This is a genomic window from Acinetobacter sp. YH12136 (assembly GCF_013418545.1).
In the GTDB taxonomy this organism is placed as follows: domain Bacteria; phylum Pseudomonadota; class Gammaproteobacteria; order Pseudomonadales; family Moraxellaceae; genus Acinetobacter; species Acinetobacter towneri.
Window position 1 is genome coordinate 1 of record NZ_VPBV01000002.1, and the last position, 19,131, is coordinate 19,131.

General features: G+C 41.5%; 14 protein-coding genes. 2 read left to right on the forward strand and 12 right to left on the reverse strand.

Features of this window, described 5'->3' with window-relative positions:
- The 4 genes from FTU71_RS01300 to FTU71_RS01315 form a co-directional block, all read right to left on the reverse strand.
- A partial coding sequence (locus tag FTU71_RS01300) for a transposase (protein ID WP_306669734.1) occupies positions 1–452 on the reverse strand: 452 nt, incomplete at its 3' end.
- A gap of 194 nt (positions 453–646) precedes the next feature.
- Positions 647–1,006, reverse strand: coding sequence for a hypothetical protein (locus FTU71_RS01305; protein ID WP_104852111.1), 360 nt, complete (start codon positions 1,004–1,006; stop codon positions 647–649).
- Between the two features lie 114 nt (positions 1,007–1,120).
- Positions 1,121–5,632 carry a translocation/assembly module TamB domain-containing protein gene (locus FTU71_RS01310; protein ID WP_180111187.1) on the reverse strand — a complete coding sequence of 1,504 codons (4,512 nt, stop codon included), beginning with the start codon at positions 5,630–5,632 and terminating at the stop codon, positions 1,121–1,123.
- Positions 5,633–5,653: 21 nt separating this feature from the next.
- The gene (locus tag FTU71_RS01315; protein ID WP_179993795.1) at positions 5,654–8,458 is read right to left on the reverse strand and encodes an autotransporter assembly complex family protein; all 2,805 of its coding nucleotides are present in this window, start codon (positions 8,456–8,458) and stop codon (positions 5,654–5,656) included.
- A gap of 172 nt (positions 8,459–8,630) precedes the next feature.
- Here FTU71_RS01315 and FTU71_RS01320 point away from each other — a divergent pair, with 172 nt between their 5' ends.
- Together FTU71_RS01320 and coq7 are read left to right on the forward strand one after the other, a co-directional pair.
- On the forward strand, positions 8,631–9,950 hold the full coding sequence (locus FTU71_RS01320; RefSeq protein ID WP_179993793.1) for an MFS transporter: 1,320 nt from the start codon (positions 8,631–8,633) through the stop codon (positions 9,948–9,950).
- Positions 9,951–9,954: 4 nt separating this feature from the next.
- The gene (gene coq7, locus FTU71_RS01325; RefSeq protein WP_004973212.1) at positions 9,955–10,590 is read left to right on the forward strand and encodes a 2-polyprenyl-3-methyl-6-methoxy-1,4-benzoquinone monooxygenase; all 636 of its coding nucleotides are present in this window, start codon (positions 9,955–9,957) and stop codon (positions 10,588–10,590) included.
- Between the two features lie 315 nt (positions 10,591–10,905).
- Here the strand turns inward: coq7 and FTU71_RS01330 are convergent, their stop codons facing one another.
- The 8 genes from FTU71_RS01330 to FTU71_RS01365 form a co-directional block, all read right to left on the reverse strand.
- The gene (locus tag FTU71_RS01330) at positions 10,906–11,343 is read right to left on the reverse strand and encodes a 2-amino-4-hydroxy-6-hydroxymethyldihydropteridine diphosphokinase (protein ID WP_004973211.1); all 438 of its coding nucleotides are present in this window, start codon (positions 11,341–11,343) and stop codon (positions 10,906–10,908) included.
- On the reverse strand, positions 11,300–11,680 hold the full coding sequence (gene folB / locus FTU71_RS01335; protein ID WP_004973210.1) for a dihydroneopterin aldolase: 381 nt from the start codon (positions 11,678–11,680) through the stop codon (positions 11,300–11,302). Before folB ends, FTU71_RS01330 begins: the two co-directional genes overlap by 44 nt.
- Before the next feature lie 152 nt (positions 11,681–11,832).
- Positions 11,833–13,131 (reverse strand): AarF/ABC1/UbiB kinase family protein, encoded by a 1,299-nt coding sequence (locus tag FTU71_RS01340; RefSeq protein ID WP_096900942.1) that lies wholly within the window; start codon positions 13,129–13,131, stop codon positions 11,833–11,835.
- 58 nt (positions 13,132–13,189) lie between these two features.
- On the reverse strand, positions 13,190–13,918 hold the full coding sequence (locus tag FTU71_RS01345; RefSeq protein WP_167846466.1) for a HesA/MoeB/ThiF family protein: 729 nt from the start codon (positions 13,916–13,918) through the stop codon (positions 13,190–13,192).
- 163 nt (positions 13,919–14,081) lie between these two features.
- Positions 14,082–14,792 (reverse strand): hypothetical protein, encoded by a 711-nt coding sequence (locus FTU71_RS01350; RefSeq protein ID WP_180111189.1) that lies wholly within the window; start codon positions 14,790–14,792, stop codon positions 14,082–14,084.
- Between the two features lie 255 nt (positions 14,793–15,047).
- Positions 15,048–16,694, reverse strand: a complete 1,647-nt coding sequence (locus tag FTU71_RS01355; RefSeq protein ID WP_131260808.1) for an AMP-binding protein — start codon at positions 16,692–16,694, stop codon at positions 15,048–15,050.
- Between the two features lie 276 nt (positions 16,695–16,970).
- Positions 16,971–18,107, reverse strand: a complete 1,137-nt coding sequence (locus tag FTU71_RS01360; protein WP_004973203.1) for an acyl-CoA dehydrogenase family protein — start codon at positions 18,105–18,107, stop codon at positions 16,971–16,973.
- Between the two features lie 148 nt (positions 18,108–18,255).
- The gene (locus FTU71_RS01365; protein WP_004973201.1) at positions 18,256–19,026 is read right to left on the reverse strand and encodes a 3-hydroxyacyl-CoA dehydrogenase; all 771 of its coding nucleotides are present in this window, start codon (positions 19,024–19,026) and stop codon (positions 18,256–18,258) included.
- Between the last annotated feature and the right edge of the window lie 105 nt (positions 19,027–19,131).

Consider the following 19,131-nt stretch of genomic DNA (forward strand, 5'->3'; position numbering starts at 1 on the left):
TGTAATTTAAAACCATAAAACCACCCCGTACTACTTTTTCCTCGACCAGCCAAACCTTTAAATACACGATGTCTTTTAATCCGAAGATTATGGCAAACCACCAATTTAGTGGAGTCAATGATACTGATTCCCGTATCTTTTCCTTTCACTTGATGGAAGAAACTACTCAGCGCTTGCAAACAACGGGGCATGATTTCAATAAATCGGTTGTAGCTAAGCAGTTTAGGAAAAGCAGATTTCCAGAATGGAACGATCATTTGGCAATAAAAATATTTAAAGAATCTAAACCCAGATTGATGAAATAAAATGACAATGGTCATTGCTTCAGACAAGCTTAAAGCTGACTTTTTCAACCTAGTTTTTTGATCAGAAATTAAAGCTTTCTCTAAAGATTCATTAAATTTTTTGCAGAAATCATCCAAAATACAAAATAATTCGGTAATATGATCCATTGAAAAGCCTTGTTTTATCACATTTTGTCTTGAGAACCAATATGTTACAAATACAGGGCTTTTTTTCTACTCTTTTTTTATATCGAACTCAGGTTATTTTAGTTTTAGACGTTTTATTTACTTAGGCTATTTTTGATAAAAGATATAGAGGTACAAAACATATTTCAATTTTAATTCATAAAAAAACCGTTCTTTTAGAACGGTTTGTAATCAGGCATTTTATCATGCGGGGTCGCGATACATTTTTCAGTAAATTGCGTACGGACTTTTTCACGTGCCGCATCAACATCACCATTAATTTCTTCAAGTGGCAATGCATATACTTGCTCAATAATCTCTGAGATAAAATTACGGGTAATGTCATCTTCAATTTTATTGGCATGCTCAATGGCACGTTCTTTTTCAATCGCATTTTGACGATCTAGCATGATGGTACGCGCAGCATTGCCAACACTTCGGCAATAGCCTTGCCATTGTTCTTCAGGGGTTAAGGGTTTCTTTTCTGCACAACCCATTAATGCAAGCACTGCAGTCACCACCAAAATCTTTTTCATTGAAGCTCTCCTGTTGTGCTTATGATAATCAAAAGTTGACATAAATACGAAACTATCCATGCACAAGCTTAAAAAATGCGCTCTGATAGAACGCATTTTTAAGTGAGGTTGCCGTTAGAAGCGCCAGTTATAGAAAATATCCACTGCGCGTTCTAAAGCTTGGCTGGCTTCTAAGTACAGTCGCTTATTCATTTGATAACGCAAAGTCAATTTATTGACAGGTGTGAAAACCCCCACACCATAACGAATAAACAAGTCTGGGGTGATATAACCCGTCAAACTGACTTGGGTATCATCGCCTGTACCTTGGGCATCAAGTGCCAAACCACTTAAACCGAAGGTACGTCCAATTTGATTGGTCAAGGCACGTGTACCACCCAATCCCATACTAATACCTGCCGCTGCAATAGTATTGTTGACGTCTGACTTAAAGCTTTCGGTCTGACTTAAACCACTGGTACCTTCATTGATACGACCTGTGATCAAAGCATTTAATGCTTCTTGTTCAGATAAGCCTGCATCGTTATAGACCTGAATGTTCGGACTGCTGGCTGTGCCTGTAACTCTAAAGCCGACCATGCTGCCCTGTACATTTTTATTGGCATCCATATCTAAAGTTGGGTTAGAAATTGGGCCATTAAAACGCGCAATGGCACGGTTCAAATCCAGACTTTGTCCATAGGCTTCAATTTTCACACGCTGGCTGACCCCAATCGCACCATTGGCACGCATCGCAGTTTCTAAACCACGTTGAGATAAATACAAACGTCCAATCAGTGGAATACGGCTATTAAAACCTTGGAAAATGACCAGATCACCCAAATTCAATTCAAGATCGGCACGAATATCCCATGGACGAGCTGAACGTATTAATGCCAGTTGATCTTGTCCTTCATGTACCACACGCACATCCGAAGACACGTTAACCACAGGTGCAGACACTTCAGGCATAGAAATTAAAGCCCGTGGTACATCTACACGGCCTTTTAAACTCAGTTTTTTCTGGAAAGGTAAAACATCTAAGGATACATCTGGCGTAATCATTGCAGTAATCAGCGGTGCTTGACGAATCAATAAATCTTTACCGTTTAAATTTAACTGAATACGCGGATCATTTTTCCAATCTACACTGCCTGTTAAACGCCCTACACCACCACCGCTGTTAAATGCGCCATTAATACTGGCCTGATCTTGGCGGATAGAGGAATAGACCTGCACATTGGTCAGATTTACAGGTAACGAAATCATGCTGATCGCACCATCTTTCAGGCGCATTTCACCTGTGAGCAATGGTGAAGTTAAAGTCCCATTGATCTTGCCAGCAAAGGACAAAATGCCTGCCATTGATCGCACATCGGCAATAAACGGTTTAAAAACTTTAAGTTGTACCTGATCAAAGGCAATTTCACCGCGCATTGGCATGTTTTTAGTGTAAGGATCAATCAGCACATTGGCATAACCTGTACCAATTTCAGGTGTTTTCACATCTATGCGTAATTTCAAGCCTTCGGCAATGCTTTTTGCGACCACAGCCACTTGTTCATAGCGCAAGGTTGAGCCTATATCTTGTGGATCGTCCGCAGCAAGTCCAATGACGCCATCACGCGTGACCAAATGTGCATCAATTTTTGGCTTCTGTCCTTTTGCCCACGCCGCTTTGGCATACCCATTAACCTTGCCTGTAATCGCCAAACCTTCAGGCATAAATGCAGAAAAGTCATTTAAGTCTAAGTTTTGAGTCACAAATGATGCATTGGCTTTGGTTTTACTCACACGAATAGGTTGATCAAAACACAATTGGCTTTGCTGACTCATCCAACAATGCGCACCAACATACAACTCACTGGTTCTATGTTGATATATCACGGCCGCGTTTTGGCGCTGTGCCAAATGGGTTCTTAAGGAGTCAAAATCCCCTTTCTGAATTTGTCCCATCCAATCATTTTGTGCATTTAAACCACCCGCCAATTGCACATAAAACTTACTCAACTTATTTTCAGCTTCCAGTTTTAAAATATGCGCCTGACGTGTGCCTGCTAAAGAAATCTGCCCTTGCTCAATGCCACGGTTACCACTGCGTAAATTTTCCATGGATGCCGTCATCAGCGTTGGCGTATTTTCAGAAGTTGGCAATTCACCTTGTAAGCGCAACTTACGCACGCTGAAAATATTATTGAGGCTGAACTGATCAACAGCGAAATTGGCAGTGGCTTGTAAGCGTGGCTGCGACTGCACATTAATATAGCCATACGCACGTCCACGTAAACCTGAATAGATTTCGTATAAAGCAGGCGCATTGACTTTAATACGCAGATTTTGTGCATTCCCCGTTGCTTGTAACTGATTTTTGGCATAAGACAAAAATAGATTATTGGCTTCAAACTGTTGAGGTAAAAAGCCTTTTTGATTGGCATCAATCAACATGGCTAAATTCCCCGTACCACGTACAGGTTTATTATTGAGCATGCCTGCCAAATTCAGATGTTCAATGTTGATCCGTTTTTGAGTGTCTGACCAAATACCTTGAGTGCGGATATTGCCCGATAATTCACCACGCACACTGGACACAAAATAGTGCGGCTTAAAGCGAATTAATGAGGCATTTAAATTCCAACCTATGCCATTATTCAAATGCAGCAAACCATCCGCCACAATTTGCCCTGCAACACCATTATGGCGTAAGTCGCTAATTTTAATTAGTTCCGGCGTACCCGATAATTTTAGTTTTAAATGTCCTTCACTGCCTTGAATGGCACTGGCATTTAACCCACCATCATAATTCACGGCAAAACTTTTAAAGCCACCACCAGCTTTCACATCATGGAACAATAAAGCGATGGTGCTTTGCCCAGTTAAATGTACGTTTTCATTTTGATTGACCAAACGCCCTGTCAAATTAATATCTTTCAAATGAATAATTTGCTGATTCGGCAATGCAAAACCATTGGCTTTAAACTGCCCATTTAACACATTAACAGGTGCTGCGGTGCTGATACTTTGCGGATTAAAGTTTTTCGCAGCCAATACCGCATTCCATTTCAACTGACGTTTGTCGGTTGGTAAATCAATGACGGCGCTGCCTGCCAAATGACTATCTGCGGTATCAAATTTAAAATTAGGAATATTTAAGCGATTATTCTTTAAATTCAGTTTAGCTTGGTACATACCTGCAGGTAACATGGTTTTTTCATGTGTGCTGACTTTGGTCGCCACAAAAATATCTTGCTGACCTTCTACCAAGGCCATTTGCACATCACCCAATTCACTTTTTAACCAACCCACATACGGCACAGCACGGTCTATGTTGTTCCAGCGCACATCAAGCAACATCGGATTTGCCGCTTTGCCCTGCGCAGGTTTTTGATCGAGTTTTAAATTCCAAGTTTCATATTGGTCAAAATCGACTTGTGCAGTTAAGTGTGTGCCTTTTTCCAAATGACCTTTAGATGCTAAATTGGCATCTAAACTTGGCGGTAAAAAGTCTTTGACCACTTGAGGAATTAGTGGATCTTTAGGATTAATTTTATCCAGACGTCCTGTTAAATCCCAATTGACTTTTTTATCCCAACTGACAATGCCCGCTACATTGGCAGCACCTTGCATAAGTTGTGCATTTAAATTGCTGATATTCAGTTGATGAACTAAGTCGGTATACATCAAACCTGTATATTGACCTTTAGGAATGTGTTTACCGCTCAAATCTGTATTGACATCAATATCTAAACGCTTGATATCACCTTTAAATTTGGCTGCACCTGCTTGGGTAAAAAGCTCCTGCTCGGTCAAAATAGGCCAACGGTAGTCTTTAAATTGTAACTCACCAAACATTGGCACTTGCTTACGCATTGGATGCAGCACCACCCATCCCGTGAGCAAGTCAGGCGTATTTGTTGCAACACCCGCCTGAATCGTGTCGAGTGTGCCTTTACCCACCACTTTAATATCGTGAATATTTAAGCTGTCATGTAAAGAGGGAATATTTAAATCACCCACCACATTAAGCGGATATTTACCTTCAAATTTCATATCGCCTGTGGCATTGCGTACATTCAAATATCCCATATCCATATTGGAATCTTCAAATTTCAGTTCTGTACCCGACCACAAGGCATTATTTAAATGAATATCGTAAAAATCGACCTGCGTACCAGAGGCGGTTTGAATCAATAAATGATCGACATCGGCAGTATCTAAACGCAAAACAAAAGGTAAGCGAATTTCATTGAATTTGAATGGATCATCACTTGGTGGGCCTTTCGGATAAATCCGCAGATTACGCACATCGGCACGATTGAGATGGATTTCTTTATCTAAAATGGCACGCCAACCAAGAATGACATCGGCACGGTCAATTTTGACATCAACAGGTTTTAAACTGACGATGATATTGCGCAGAATAATCCCGCGCCATAAATTACCGCCTTCATATTCATAATGAATAATTTCTTGGCGCTGCAATACGCTGTCTAATAAGAACTTTGAGCCACGGTCTGTTGAGAACATCACCACCAAAGCGGACACCAATAAAACCAGCATCAACAGCAGTGACAGTAAAACACTCCTGAGTATTCGACGCTTTTTAGGTGGCGTTACTGGAGTTTCTGGTTGCTGTTCAACTTCAGCCATAATGTTCTCTAAGTCTTAAATTTATAGTTGAGAGCCAATAAAGAAATGTAAACGGATTGGATGGTTATCATCTGAAATACCAGAAGCCACATCAATCCGAATTGGGCCAATTGGTGATGCCCAACGTACCCCCAAACCTACGCTATATTCGGTGTCGTTGCTAAAGTCTTTATCGTAAGCATTACCAAAATCACTAAATACTGCTGCGCGCCACCCCTCTTTAAATTGATAGTTATATTCTAATGAACCAACCGCCAAAGCCTGACCTCCAATTTTAAAGCCTTCAATTTGTGGTGTTAAAGACTTGTAGTCAAAGCCACGTAAAGACTGGTCACCACCAGTAAAATAACGCAAATTATAAGGCACTTTATTAAAATCTTCGGTGTAGATATAACCTAAGTCACTGCGTCCGACAAACTGATGATCGTCATTTTCACCCAATGAATAAATAAAACGCCAACCTGCATTTAGAATGGCTAAATCTGCATCGCTGAGCAGTGATTCACTCCCCAGTTCTATTTTATAAATTTGGCGGAAACCTTTGCTTGGGTTAACACGACGGTTACTGTCGGTACGTGAAACTTCATAGCCAAGCAATAACGATTGTTGCTCGACATCACCATTGGCAATAAAGGCATCAGGCACTTTTTCCAAAAATACAGTGCCATCTTCAGTTAAGCGATCCAGTCGATAACGCAAGCCAAAAGTATGTTGCCAACTGCCCATTGGGTTTTTAATCACACGGTCTACACCTGCAACCGCAGATTCAATCATCAAGCCGCCACCTTGTGCAACATCGTCACGTTCTTCACGCTCATAACCGCCAACCAACGCGACATAATCATTCAGTGGATGGTTATAAGGAATGTTATAGCGTCCATCAATGGCTTGACGAATTTGTGAAAGCTCCAAGTTGGCATCGAAAGAGTGACCACGTTTATTGACAATGGCACGGCGATATTGCCCACGCAAACGCACGCCTGTGTCAGTTCCGTAACCTGCACCGACTTCGGCACTATTTAAGCGGTCTGCATTTAAAGTCACAATCACAGGAATTTTTTTGTCTATGCGTGCTTGCTGTTTTAAGCGTTCTTCTTCTGATTGTTTGTCTTCTTGCTGTGCTTGTAGCATGCGCAGCTTATCGTTGCTCGCACCTTCTTCTGTGCCAGCAAATTCAGCTTCGTTCACCACAGATTGCGTCACTTCCTGAGATGACGCCACCCGTTTTTGATCGACGACTGTGGCATCGTAAACTGAGATTTTTTGTTGATCGACCAAAGCCTGAATATCAGGTGGCAATTCCAAAGGATGCTCTACAGGATCAGGACGGATCGTATCAACTAAGGTGTAGTTGAAATAACGCGAGTTGGTGAGGTTATTGGCCAAACCATTTACACGCCAAAAAGTATAGTCAGCATTGTCCTGCCAAGTGACCATACTTTGCAGAATATCCATATCCAAAGGGAATTCTTGATTTGGATCGCTCATACGAAATTCAACATTTCCGAGTTTATAACGCTCGCCTGTTTCATAACGTAAATTGATATCGGCTGTATTTTGAGGTTGAGCGACTTTAACGTCATGCAAACGCCAGTAACTGTCAAAATAACCGTTATCTGAAGCGGCATCGGTAATTCGTTTTTTGGTTTGCTCATACAAACCATGATTAAACACATCATCTACTTCTTGATCAGGCAAGACACCAATAACCTGAAATTGTGCCTCGTATTGTCCTTCACCTGTAAATTCAATATTTTGCTGTTTAATCGCCACAGGTGGATTTGGCACAACCTGCACACGCACGCGGCTATCACTGAGTTTTTCAAACTTAAACTCGGCATTATAAAAACCCACCGCCTGCGCAGCCTGATTTGACAACGTACGCAGTTGCGGCAATGCCGATGGAAAATCTGCAAAAGACTCCTGGGTAAAACTGGACAGTTTGGCCTTAATATTGGCACTTAACTGATCTACCGCTGTACGATAAGCATCGGGCGATACCTCTCCAATTGAGTTTTGTGTACCATTGGCGCCTTTTGCGGTAATGACTACATCTGCACTAATACGCGGCACTTTGGCTGTATTTAGCTCACGCGGTGGACGGACTTTATACAGTAAACGTCTGAAAAAACCGAGTTTATCGACATTTTCGACCTGCGTCATCCAGCCCAATTCAGTCATTAAGGTATCGTTAGGATTGGCTTCCACTACAAAATTACTGTCTGCCTGAATATTGGTTATGAGCTGATCGACATTTACAGGCGCTTGATCAATTTGCAGTAGCTCCTGCTGTGTTGCGTCTTGAACCAACGTTTCTGGCACTTGACCATTGCGGTCTAGCATCGCTTCTTGTTTGGCTTGTTCTGCCACCTGAAAAATTTCATTGGCAAGCCCCTGATCTACAGGTGCAATGGGTAAATATTCTAAGTCTTCAAATTCGATAGGCTGAAATTCAGCAAAAGATGCCCCTGCCTGTTGTTGCTGTTGCAGCATTTCTAGACTATTAAATTCAGGTGTTTGCGCTTGCTCTAAAGCTTCTTCTATTTTTTGTAGATCTTGGGCACTGTCTTTACCTTGTGCTGCTGCCAGTTGTTTAATTTCTTCAGCTAAATTTTGTGCTTCTTCTGTAGTTGGAGTCTGCAGTGATGTAGGATTTTCAGCGAGTTGGGTGTTGGAGTTAGATACCTTAAGACTTTCTGCAAAACTTGAGGATGCAACTAAACCTAAAAACAGACTTAGTCCGAGCTTTTTCGGCATATTCCAGCATAAAATTGCATGCATACTGGAACACAGTACTGATTTTTTAAAGTTTGTATTTACAAGCATAAAAAACTCTAAACTGATTTAATTTTTTGGATAAACCCCAATCAACCCACGTATAAACACTATTTGTTCGATTTTTTCATTAGTGAAATACTTGAAACATCATACATGATTTTCTGTACAATTATATCAAGTGGTCACATTTCTTAATAAAACTAAACGAAGTTAATCACGCATGAAAAAAAATGAACATTTGTTAAAGAGTCGTCGCTTTTTGCCGATGTTTCTCACCCAATTCTTTGGCGCACTCAATGATAACGTATATAAACAAGCGCTGCTTTTGGTCTTTACCTATGGATTGATTAGCCAGCAATCTGCAAATGTCAGCACCCTGAACAATTTGGCTGCCTTGCTGTTTATTTTGCCTTATTTCATTTTTTCTGCCACCGCAGGACAGCTGGCAGACAAGTATGAACGCGCCCAATTGGTACGTGCCATCAAATTGCTGGAAATTATTATCATGCTGATTGGTACCGTTGGTTTTATTTTAGGAAATTTGTGGCTATTGCTGATTGCCTTATTTTTAATGGGCGCACAATCGACCTTTTTTGGCCCAATCAAATATGCCATTTTGCCTGAAGTACTCAAACCGCATGAACTGATGTCGGGCAATGCAATTTTCCAGTCAGGTACATCCATTGCAATTTTATTGGGGATGATTTTAGGCGGTGCAGTGATTTCGGTATCTGCAGGCAATTTAGTCTGGATTAGCTTAACTGTGGTGATTATTGCACTAATTGGTTATGCCTCAAGTCGTTTTGTGCTGACGCAGCGCGTCACGGCACCCGACATTCAAATTGACTGGAATTTTTTCCGTACCAGTTTCCAGACTTTAAAATATGCCAAAAGCCTGCCGATGATTTTTCTAATATTATTGGGCAATTCTTGGTATTGGTTTTATGGGGCAACGTATTTAACCCAAATTCCACAGCTCACTCAACAAAACTTGCATGCTTCTGAAAATGTGGTGAGTTTATTACTGACACTCTTTTCTGTCGGTATTGGCGTAGGTTCTTTGCTCTGCCGTAAAATAGGCGGTACCGAGGTCAATATTAAAATGGTGCCTATTGGCGCAGTCGGTTTAACCGTCTTTGCTTTTTATTTGGCAGGCACATTGGCTTTTGTACCAGAAAAAACAGGCGCACTACTGGGCTTAGCCGAAGTCTTTCAGCAAGGCTGGAGTTATTATCATGTCATGTGTGCAGTCACTTTACTGGGCATTAGTGGCGGTTTTTACATTGTGCCCTTGTATGCCATGATGCAAGCCTATTCCCCTCGCTCGCACCGCGCACGTGTGGTCGCAGCCAACAATATTTTAAATGCGGTATTTATGGTGTCATCTGCCATTTTTTCGATTTTAATTTTAAGCATTTTAAAAATTGATTTAAAAATTTTATTTAGTATTACGGCTGTTTTAAGTGCTGTTTTCACCTTTTGGCTCTTGTTAAAGCTCAAGCCAATGTTAGATACTGCACAGGACTCTTTGGAGGATTAATTTCATGCGTCATTACACAGGCATCGACAAGTTTATTCATTCATTTGACCAAGCCTTACGTAGTTTAGTACCTGGCACAACTTCGGCTCAACGTGAAAACCCGGGCAATACGGTTGAAACCAAATTGGCTGTGAGTGAAGCACGTCATGTTGCAGGCTTAATGCGAGTAAACCATAGTGGTGAAGTCTGTGCACAAGCCTTATATCACGGTCAGGCTTTAACTGCGAAATTGCCCAATGTACGTCGTGAAATGGAACAGGCTGCAATTGAAGAACAAGACCATTTGGCGTGGTGCGAAGACCGCTTAAAAGAGTTAGACAGTCACACCAGTTTGCTTAATCCTGTATGGTATGGCTTGTCTTTTGGGATGGGTGCAATTGCAGGTATTGCGGGCGATAAATACAGTTTGGGTTTTGTGGCAGAAACTGAACGTCAAGTCAGCTTGCATTTAGAACATCATATTAGCCAATTGCCTGAACAAGATGATCGTTCACGTAAAATTCTAGTCCAAATGAATGAAGATGAATTGCATCATCGCGATACGGCGCTCAAAGCAGGTGGTGTAGATTTGCCTGTACCTGTACGTTTGACCATGACTGCGATTTCCAAGCTCATGACCAAGACCAGTTATTATATTTAATGAATTGATAACACTTAAACGCTCACAATTGTGGGCGTTTTTTTATGTCATTGGAATAGAAAACATCTCGATTAAAACGATCAAAAAATAACAGAGAAAGAGCCGATCTTGAGTTATCCCAAGATTTATCCGCAGATTTTGTGGATATTTTTTAAGTGCAAAGCCGTATAAATACAGAAAAATATTGTTTTTGATGGTTTTTCATACAAATATATCAGAAAGATATGACACGGTGATGTTAACCGAAACGAGATCACAGATCACAGCCAAAATTTAAAGATGTGTAGTACGAATCTACACCTTTTATTGGCTGATTTATTCTTCACAACTCACAATGGGATAGTCATGCGCAGAATGCACAAAAGCCTCATCTTGCCAAATATCCCACATTGGAATTTTAACATCTAAAGCAAGTGGCATTTTTTTCGGATTGAATTGCATTTGAGCTAAATTTTCACCCCACGCAATAATATCAATATCCAGCGGAATATCATGCGATGGGCGCACACGCCCTGCTGCAACTTCCAATTCCTTAAGGATGACGTTTAGATGCTCAAAGCTTAAACGGCTTTTTAGCAAACAAGCAGAATTCCAATAGTCTGCACCAATTCCATCACGGCATGGAATCAGATAAATGTGCGAAAAATGCACTTCACCCAATGCAGCAATTTGCTGATAGGCATTTTTAAACTGACGCGGTGCTTCGCAGTTACTCGCCAGAGCGAGGGCAAAAATCGTTTCGGTGGCGTTCAAGACGAATTCCTACAGAATTGGCTTCTGGAATAATGGCAGGTTTGCGAATGGTGATGGTAATGGATTCAATGGCGGCAAAAGTCGTAAAAAGTGCATCCAATACCAATTGTGCGGCATGCTCAATCAATTTGGGCGCAGCCTGCTGAATCACTTGCGCTGAAATGCTGCAAATTTCTGCATAATTGAGCGTGTCTTGCAACTCATCTGAAGCTGCAGCTTGGCTTAAATTGGTGGCAATAATCAAATCCAACATAAGCGGTTGTTGAATCTGACGCTCCCATGCAAAACAGCCGACGACTGTTTCTACCTTTAAGCCTTCAATGATAATTGCATCCATGACCACACTCTATATTTCATTTTAAATCCTTCTATCTCTTTCTATTGAAAGGGATATTTGCCGTATTTTAAAGCCACACTGAACTCATAAAACAAAAGATCGGTGGCTTTAAAATATGCAACCAGAAAGCTTGATTCGACCAATATGGGTAATTAATGCTTTAACAACAAATTCGGATCAATGCTTTGTACCATCTGCAATCGTTGATCGGCATAAATATCGGTATAAGGTGCTAAAACGCGCATGAAACGGTCAAAGTACAGCATTTGCTTGAACAGTAAAGCAAAGTCACGCGGGAAACGAATCCCATGACGCTCACCCACTGCAACCATATCGAGCATAATGTCATTTAAATCGGCAGGGTTAGAAGTCAGCAACTCTTGAGGATCGGCCAGCAATACGCCACTAAATAAACGCTCTAAATCTGCTGCCAAAACCTGAGTATCAATTTGCGTGTCAGTCATGCCCATTTTGAGCATATTTTCCGCCATAAGCGTGTAGTTGGTATTTTGCAAGGCATCCATAAAAGCCATACATGCAGTCCACACTTCAGGATTCAGCTGTCCAACAATACCAAAATCAATAAAGCCGACACGCCCATCTTCAAGCAACATCAGGTTGCCTGCGTGTAAATCGGCATGGAAACTGTTACACATCATCAAGCTACCAAACCATGTATTCATGGCAGTAATCAACACTTGCGATGGATCGTTAGATACTTGTTTCACCACGTCAAAATCGGTCAAAGGTACGCCATACAAACGCTGCATGGTCAATACGCGACGGGTGGAATATTGATGATAGACCTTAGGTGCAGTAGCTTTTTTGTTTTGGGTCAAATTCAGATAATTAATAAAATCATCTAGGTTACGCGCTTCTTCAATAAAATCGACTTCACGCACCATACGGGTTTTGATTTCTTCGACAATATCGGCCAATGACGCAAATTTGACTTTGGGCACAGCTTTTTCGAGCAGTTTAGTCGCCCAGTGCAAGACGTTTAAATCGGTATAGAGAATAGTTTCTACCCCCGGTTTTTGCACTTTAATCACCACATCTTCGCCACTTACCAATTTTGCAGCATGCACTTGTGCGATAGATGCTGAAGCTAAAGGCTTTTCATCTATTGAGGCAAATATTTCATCTAAATTGCGCCCTGCAAATTCAGATGCCAATACTTGCTGCACATAGCTAAACGGTAAAGTTGGAGTTTGGTCTAAACAACCTTGAAACTCTTCGACATATTCACGCGGGAACAATGACGGTGTACTGGCAATAAACTGCCCAAGTTTAATGTAGGTTGAACCTAAAGATTCAAATGTTTCGCGCATGAGTTTGGCATTACTTGGCTTTTCAGTGGCATATTTAATGCCTGCTTTGGCTGCCACTACGGCAGTTTCACCCATGCGAGCAACTGAACGTAAACCATCTAACCAGATATTATTTTTCATCATGTCTGAGTCATATTAAAGTAGTGAGAGTTTAACAAAAAATTGCCAAGTAAAAAGGCTATCTTGCCTGACAAACTGGACAGTTGTGGTCTTGATCAAACGACAATAAGCGTTGTTTCATGCTTAAACCATCCCAAAGTAATAGCTTTTGTTTCAGCGCGGTGTTGCCTAAACCCAAGTACAATAAGGCATGATGCGCTTGTAAACTGGCCATGACGTTGGGAGTGGTTGCCAATACGCCACTGTCAGCGCAGCGCAAACTTTCATTGGCATGTTGTTCTTTCGGGAACAGACATTCATAGCAAGCAGAATCACCTTCGACCATGAACATTTGCCCTTGAAAACCAATGGCAGAGGCACTGAGTAAAGGTACATTCAATTGTCGGCAATATTGATTGACCAAATATCGGGTACTGAAATTATCACAACCATCTAAAACTAGGTCTTGTTGGGCAACTAAAGTGCCTGCATTTTGCGCATCTAACAGCGTGGTTAAACAAACAATCTCGATATAAGGATTAATTTGCATTAATCTTTTTGCGAGAATTTCGGCCTTATAAAAGCCTAAATCTGCGGGGGTATAGGCGATTTGTCGTTGCAAATTACTGGTTTCAATCACATCAGCATCAATCAGAGTGATTTTTCCCACGCCTGCACGTGCAAGTAATTCTGCGCTTAAACAGCCAATCCCGCCACCCCCCACAACAAGTACGTTGGCCAGTTTTAATTTTTCTTGGGCTTCAATATCCCAGCCATCCAATAAAATTTGTCGGCTATATAGATGCATTTCTGCATCGCTCAATTCCAACTGAGTATCGAATATGCTTTCCAAGAAAATGCCCTATTCTGCAAAACCAAAACGCCAAGTATAACGGGTATTCAAAGCAAACCGCCATGACGGCGGTTGAATTGTTGCGTATTTGAACAGATGGAGATGTGCAACGACTTGCTTAAAAGTGCATCCGCATGCCTACGTTATAAGTAACGCCATCGGCATCGCCTATATATTCATTATAATAGGCAATTCCACCATTCCAGTAACATGCCGTATTCCCGACTTTGTCTGAGGTTGCCCCATCTTTACAGGTGGTATTCGAGGTGCTGTCATATAACCATTTATAACCGGCAGTGGCGTAAATCGAGAAATCAGGAACAAAGTTCAAACCGACTTCTACGCCCACAGGTAAAGTGACAAAATTGACATCATTGGCAAGCAGCTTTGAACTTGCGCCGCTATAACCTAGACCTGCGTATGTATTGAAATACAAACCATGATAGCTGATCAGGTTTAAATTCCCACCCATATTGAATTCATAATAATCCAAATCGTATTCATTGTTTTTTAAGAATTCCAATCTGCCATAAAAACCTGAGCGATGTGGCGTGGTGGAAACACCCAAAGCAAAACCATCTAGTTCTACTGTATCGCCACTGTCAAAATCTGCTTCAAAATTGGCGTATTCGGCAAAGACTGCATAATTTTTTTGTGGCGTTTTTGCTGCTGGATAGCTGGAATAGGCTGTACTTTCAGCAGTTGGCGCTGGGTTCCAGTTTTGTGCATAACTGCCAGAGGCACACAACAGTAAAGCTGCGCCCATCCATATCGACTTCGTAAATATCCGCTTTGACGGCTGCGTGAAATTTAAATGAGCTGTTACCATGATGTTCTCCCCCAATATGTATTGCGCTGCCTACATGCTTTTATCGTAATCGAAGTACATGCAGCCTTGTTCATTGTGTCAGCATAAAGTTGAAAATATCACATCACCAATATGATGCACACATTTTCTATCGATTCAGTTCGTGCTTGCATAATCGGGTGGTTTAAATAAAGAATACAGATTTAAAAAAACGCCAATCTGTATGAATGGCGTTTTTCTTATGGCGCAATAATTAACAGGGCCTATTGGCTGAATTTAGCTCACTTTTTTAAAAGCATTTTGTTTTGCAATTTCTTGTTGCTTCAATAAATTACGCTGAATTTTTCCACTGGATGTTTTAGGCAAACTGCTGACAAATTCAATTTCTTTAGGATAGGCATGTTTCGATAAGCGTGAACGCACATACTGTTGCAGCTTTTCCTGCAATGCAGTGCTTGGTTGATATTGATTTTTTAACACCACAAAGGCTTTTACCACTTCTGTACGCTCTGGGTCTGGCTTACCAATTACTGCGGATTCAAGCACTTCCTCACATTCAAGCAAAGTACTTTCTACATCAAAAGGCCCGACACGATAACCCGAAGTTGTAATGACATCGTCTGCACGACCAATAAAATCAATCCCACCAAATTCATTTAAACGTACCGTATCACCCGTTAAATAATACTGTCCCACAAATGATTTACGGTCATCCCCATCGTAACCTTTGAACCACATTAAAGGCGATTGTGATTCATCCAGTGCAAGTGTGCCAATTTCGCCGTGAGCGACTTCCTGATGCTGTGCATTTAAAACCGCGAAACGATGTCCAGGAATAGCATAACCCGCAGAACCTACTTTTTTCTGATGTTCCAGTGCATGATGATTGGCAATCACCATCCCCAATTCGGTTTGTCCATATTGATCATAAATATTGACTTGTAAATCATGCTTAAACCAATGAATCACTTCTGGTGTGAGCGGCTCGCCTGCACTGCTAACCACACGCAGATGTCGTTGAATATCACCATCAAACTTTTCTTTAAAACCAAAGAACATTCTAAATGCGGTTGGTGAACCTGTTAAATTACTCACCTGATATTTACGGATAATTTCCAGTGCATGATCAACACTAAATGGACGTTCATCCATAATAATGCTATGCCCCAAACTCAGTGGCCCTGTAATACCGTAATACAAGCCATAAGCCCAACCAGGGTCGGCTAAATTCCAAAATGAATCTTCTGCTCTTAAATCGACTGCATGCTGCATATAACCTTTAAATGCCACAATGGCTTTTAAAGGCACAGGTACAGATTTAGCTAAACCCGTAGTGCCTGATGTAAACATCATCAGAAAATCATCTTCAAAACTGCGATACACGGTTTCAAAGTAAGTGTCTTGAGTGCTTAGAACTTGCCAAAAATCTGTATCATGGTTTTGAGCTTGATTTGCTGCGTCCACAGTTAAAATTTTCACATTAGACAAGGCATTTAGTTTTGGACGCTGCTCAGTATTGGTCACAATGAGCTGCGTCTTTGCAGTTTGAATACGGTGCTCAATCGCTTTAGATTCAAAGGCTGTAAATAAAGGCTGATACACTGCCCCAATGCGCCATGTGGCAAAAACCGTAATTAACAATTCAGGCGTACGCGGCAATAATCCTGCAATACAATCACCTGCTTTTAAGCCCAGTTGAGTAAAATAATTTGCCAATTTTCCAGATGCTTCTGCCAGTTGATCAAATGTCCACGATGCAGTTTGACCGTGTTTGCCTTCCCAAATTAAGGCAGTTTGTTGAGTACCCGTATAGCGTCCGCAACATTCTTCATAGGCATTAAGTGCCGTTGGCGTTCCTGCCAATTGGGTTTGAATCAGTTGCTCAATATCAAACTGTTGATATGCCTCTTGCAAAGTTTTCATTCTTTTAAGCTCCGTCTTAAACTGATGACACTGCAATTCATTTGCAGCAATATGCGTTATTGTTTTAACCGTTTTTACAAGTTAGGATTGAATCGCTCTTTAAAATTTAAATTAGGTTTGCTGTGTTGAAGTCGATCATGCAACGCAATCACGACATGATCTTCGCGTATTTTGCAATCAAGTTAGCTAAACATGATTTGAACATTTTCTCAATTTCCACATCCTGCAATAACCTTGCAAGCTTTGGACACCGACTAAAGTTTTAGATACTCAGCTTTAACGCTTAGTCACTTCACGTGCAATCACCAAACGCTGAATATCGGATGCACCTTCATAAATTTGGCTAACGCGCACATCGCGGTAAATACGTTCAACTGGGAAATCAGATACATAGCCATAGCCCCCATGTATTTGAATCGCATCTGAACACACACGCTCTGCCATGGTTGAAGCAAAAAGCTTGGCCATAGATGCTTCTTTTAAACACGGTAAGCCTGCATCTTTGAGGCTTGCGGCATGTAGAATGAGCTGTCGTGCAGCTTCAATCTGTGTTGCCATATCTGCCAAGCGAAACGCGACTGCCTGATGTTGCACAATTTCAACTCCAAAAGCTTTACGCTCATTGGCATAGTCCACGGCTGCATCTAAAGCTGCTCGCGCCATACCCACCGATTGCGCGGCAATACCAATACGCCCCGACTCTAAATTAGAGAGTGCAATTTTGTAGCCTTCACCTTCTTGCCCCAATAGGTTTTCTGCAGGAATACGGCAGTTTTCCAACACGATGGTGGCGGTATCGGAACAGTGCTGTCCCATTTTGTCTTCTAAACGTGCCACGATATAACCTGGTGTGTTCGTCGGGACTAAAAAGCAGGAAATGCCTTTTTTACCCGCAGTTTTGTCCGTTACAGCAAAAACTAAAGCAACATCTGCATATTTGCCTGTGGTGATAAACTGCTTGGTGCCATTTAAAACCCAATCCTCGCCATCTTTTTCAGCTTTACATTCAATCGCGCTGGCATCAGAGCCGACTTGTGGTTCAGTTAAACAAAAGCAGCCTAACCATTCGCCTGTTGCCAGTTTAGTTAAATATTTTTGTTTTTGCGCCTCTGTGCCGTAGCGTTGTGTAATTCCGCATGGCAATGAGTTTTGCACACTCACAATCGTTGAAATTGCACCATCACCCGCAGCAATTTCTTCTAAGGCTAAAACGAGAGATACATAATCTAAACCTGCACCGCCCCATTCTTCTGCAACGGTCATGCCCAAAGCACCTAGCTCACCCAGTTCTTTTAACTCCTTTGCAGGGAATTCAGCAGTTTTATCACGTGCCGCTGCAGTTGGTTTAAGCTTTTCCTGTGCATAACTGCGCAGCATATCCTGAATCATTTTTTGTTCATGGCTTAAAATCATGGTGACCCTCTGTTTATATGGTAGATGTTGTTTTTGTCAGGAATGCGCGCAACATCCTTGTGCTGTATTGCAACGGTTTTTTAGTATCCAGTTTTTCAATACTTGAATTTTTGCTTAGGCTATTTTATGGATATAGCATCGTCATAACTTATTTCGGTTGCATACGAATTGCGCCATCCAAACGAATCACTTCACCGTTTAAATAACCATTTTCAAAAATATGACCCACCAATTGCGCAAATTCTTCAGGCTTTGCCAAACGTGGTGGAAATGGCACCATTTGCCCTAAAGCATCTTGCACATGCTGTGGAAATGCTTTCAGCATCGGGGTTTCCATAATACCGGGGGCAATCGTCATCACCCGAATGGCTTCACGTGCCAATTCACGTGCCAAAGGCAGCGTCATCCCCACAATTGCACCTTTCGATGCAGAATACGCACTTTGTCCAATCTGCCCATCAAATGCTGCAACCGAAGCAGTATTCACAATCACACCACGCTCTTCTTCATCGGCGGCTAAGTCATATTTCGCCATCAGTTGTGCCGCAAAACGGATCATATTAAAACTGCCCGTGACATTAATATTCAGCACTTTTTGGAACATTGCCAAATCATGCAAACCATCACGTCCCAAGACTTTGGCAGACGGTGCAATGCCTGCACAATTCACCAAGCCATTTAACTGTCCGTATTTTTGCTCAATATGGTTAAAAAGCTGCTGTACTTGGTTTTCATCGGTCACGTCTACAGCTACGAAGTCTGCATTTTCGCCCAATTGCTGTTGAAGCTGCTGCCCAAGTTCTTGATTCATATCAACCAAAATAACTTTTGCACCTTGCGCAACTAAATGTTGTGCAGTCGCAGCGCCTAAACCCGATGCACCACCCGTGACCACACAGACTTTTCCTTGAATTTTCATTTTATTTTCCTTATAAATTTTCAGGTTGATACAACTTAAGAAACAGATTAATCACACTCAAGCTAGAGTACAATTTCCAAACCCTGCATCGACTATGATGTATTT

Coding starts and splice junctions, on each gene's coding strand:
- FTU71_RS01305 (WP_104852111.1), bottom strand. CDS start 1,006: ATGAAAAAGATTTTGGTGGTGACTGCAGTGCTTGCATTAATGGGTTGT.
- FTU71_RS01310 (WP_180111187.1), bottom strand. CDS start 5,632: ATGGCTGAAGTTGAACAGCAACCAGAAACTCCAGTAACGCCACCTAAA.
- FTU71_RS01315 (WP_179993795.1), bottom strand. CDS start 8,458: ATGCTTGTAAATACAAACTTTAAAAAATCAGTACTGTGTTCCAGTATG.
- FTU71_RS01320 (WP_179993793.1), top strand. CDS start 8,631: ATGAAAAAAAATGAACATTTGTTAAAGAGTCGTCGCTTTTTGCCGATG.
- coq7 (WP_004973212.1), top strand. CDS start 9,955: ATGCGTCATTACACAGGCATCGACAAGTTTATTCATTCATTTGACCAA.
- folB (WP_004973210.1), bottom strand. CDS start 11,680: ATGGATGCAATTATCATTGAAGGCTTAAAGGTAGAAACAGTCGTCGGC.
- FTU71_RS01340 (WP_096900942.1), bottom strand. CDS start 13,131: ATGAAAAATAATATCTGGTTAGATGGTTTACGTTCAGTTGCTCGCATG.
- FTU71_RS01345 (WP_167846466.1), bottom strand. CDS start 13,918: ATGCATCTATATAGCCGACAAATTTTATTGGATGGCTGGGATATTGAA.
- FTU71_RS01350 (WP_180111189.1), bottom strand. CDS start 14,792: ATGGTAACAGCTCATTTAAATTTCACGCAGCCGTCAAAGCGGATATTT.
- FTU71_RS01355 (WP_131260808.1), bottom strand. CDS start 16,694: ATGAAAACTTTGCAAGAGGCATATCAACAGTTTGATATTGAGCAACTG.
- FTU71_RS01360 (WP_004973203.1), bottom strand. CDS start 18,107: ATGATTTTAAGCCATGAACAAAAAATGATTCAGGATATGCTGCGCAGT.
- FTU71_RS01365 (WP_004973201.1), bottom strand. CDS start 19,026: ATGAAAATTCAAGGAAAAGTCTGTGTGGTCACGGGTGGTGCATCGGGT.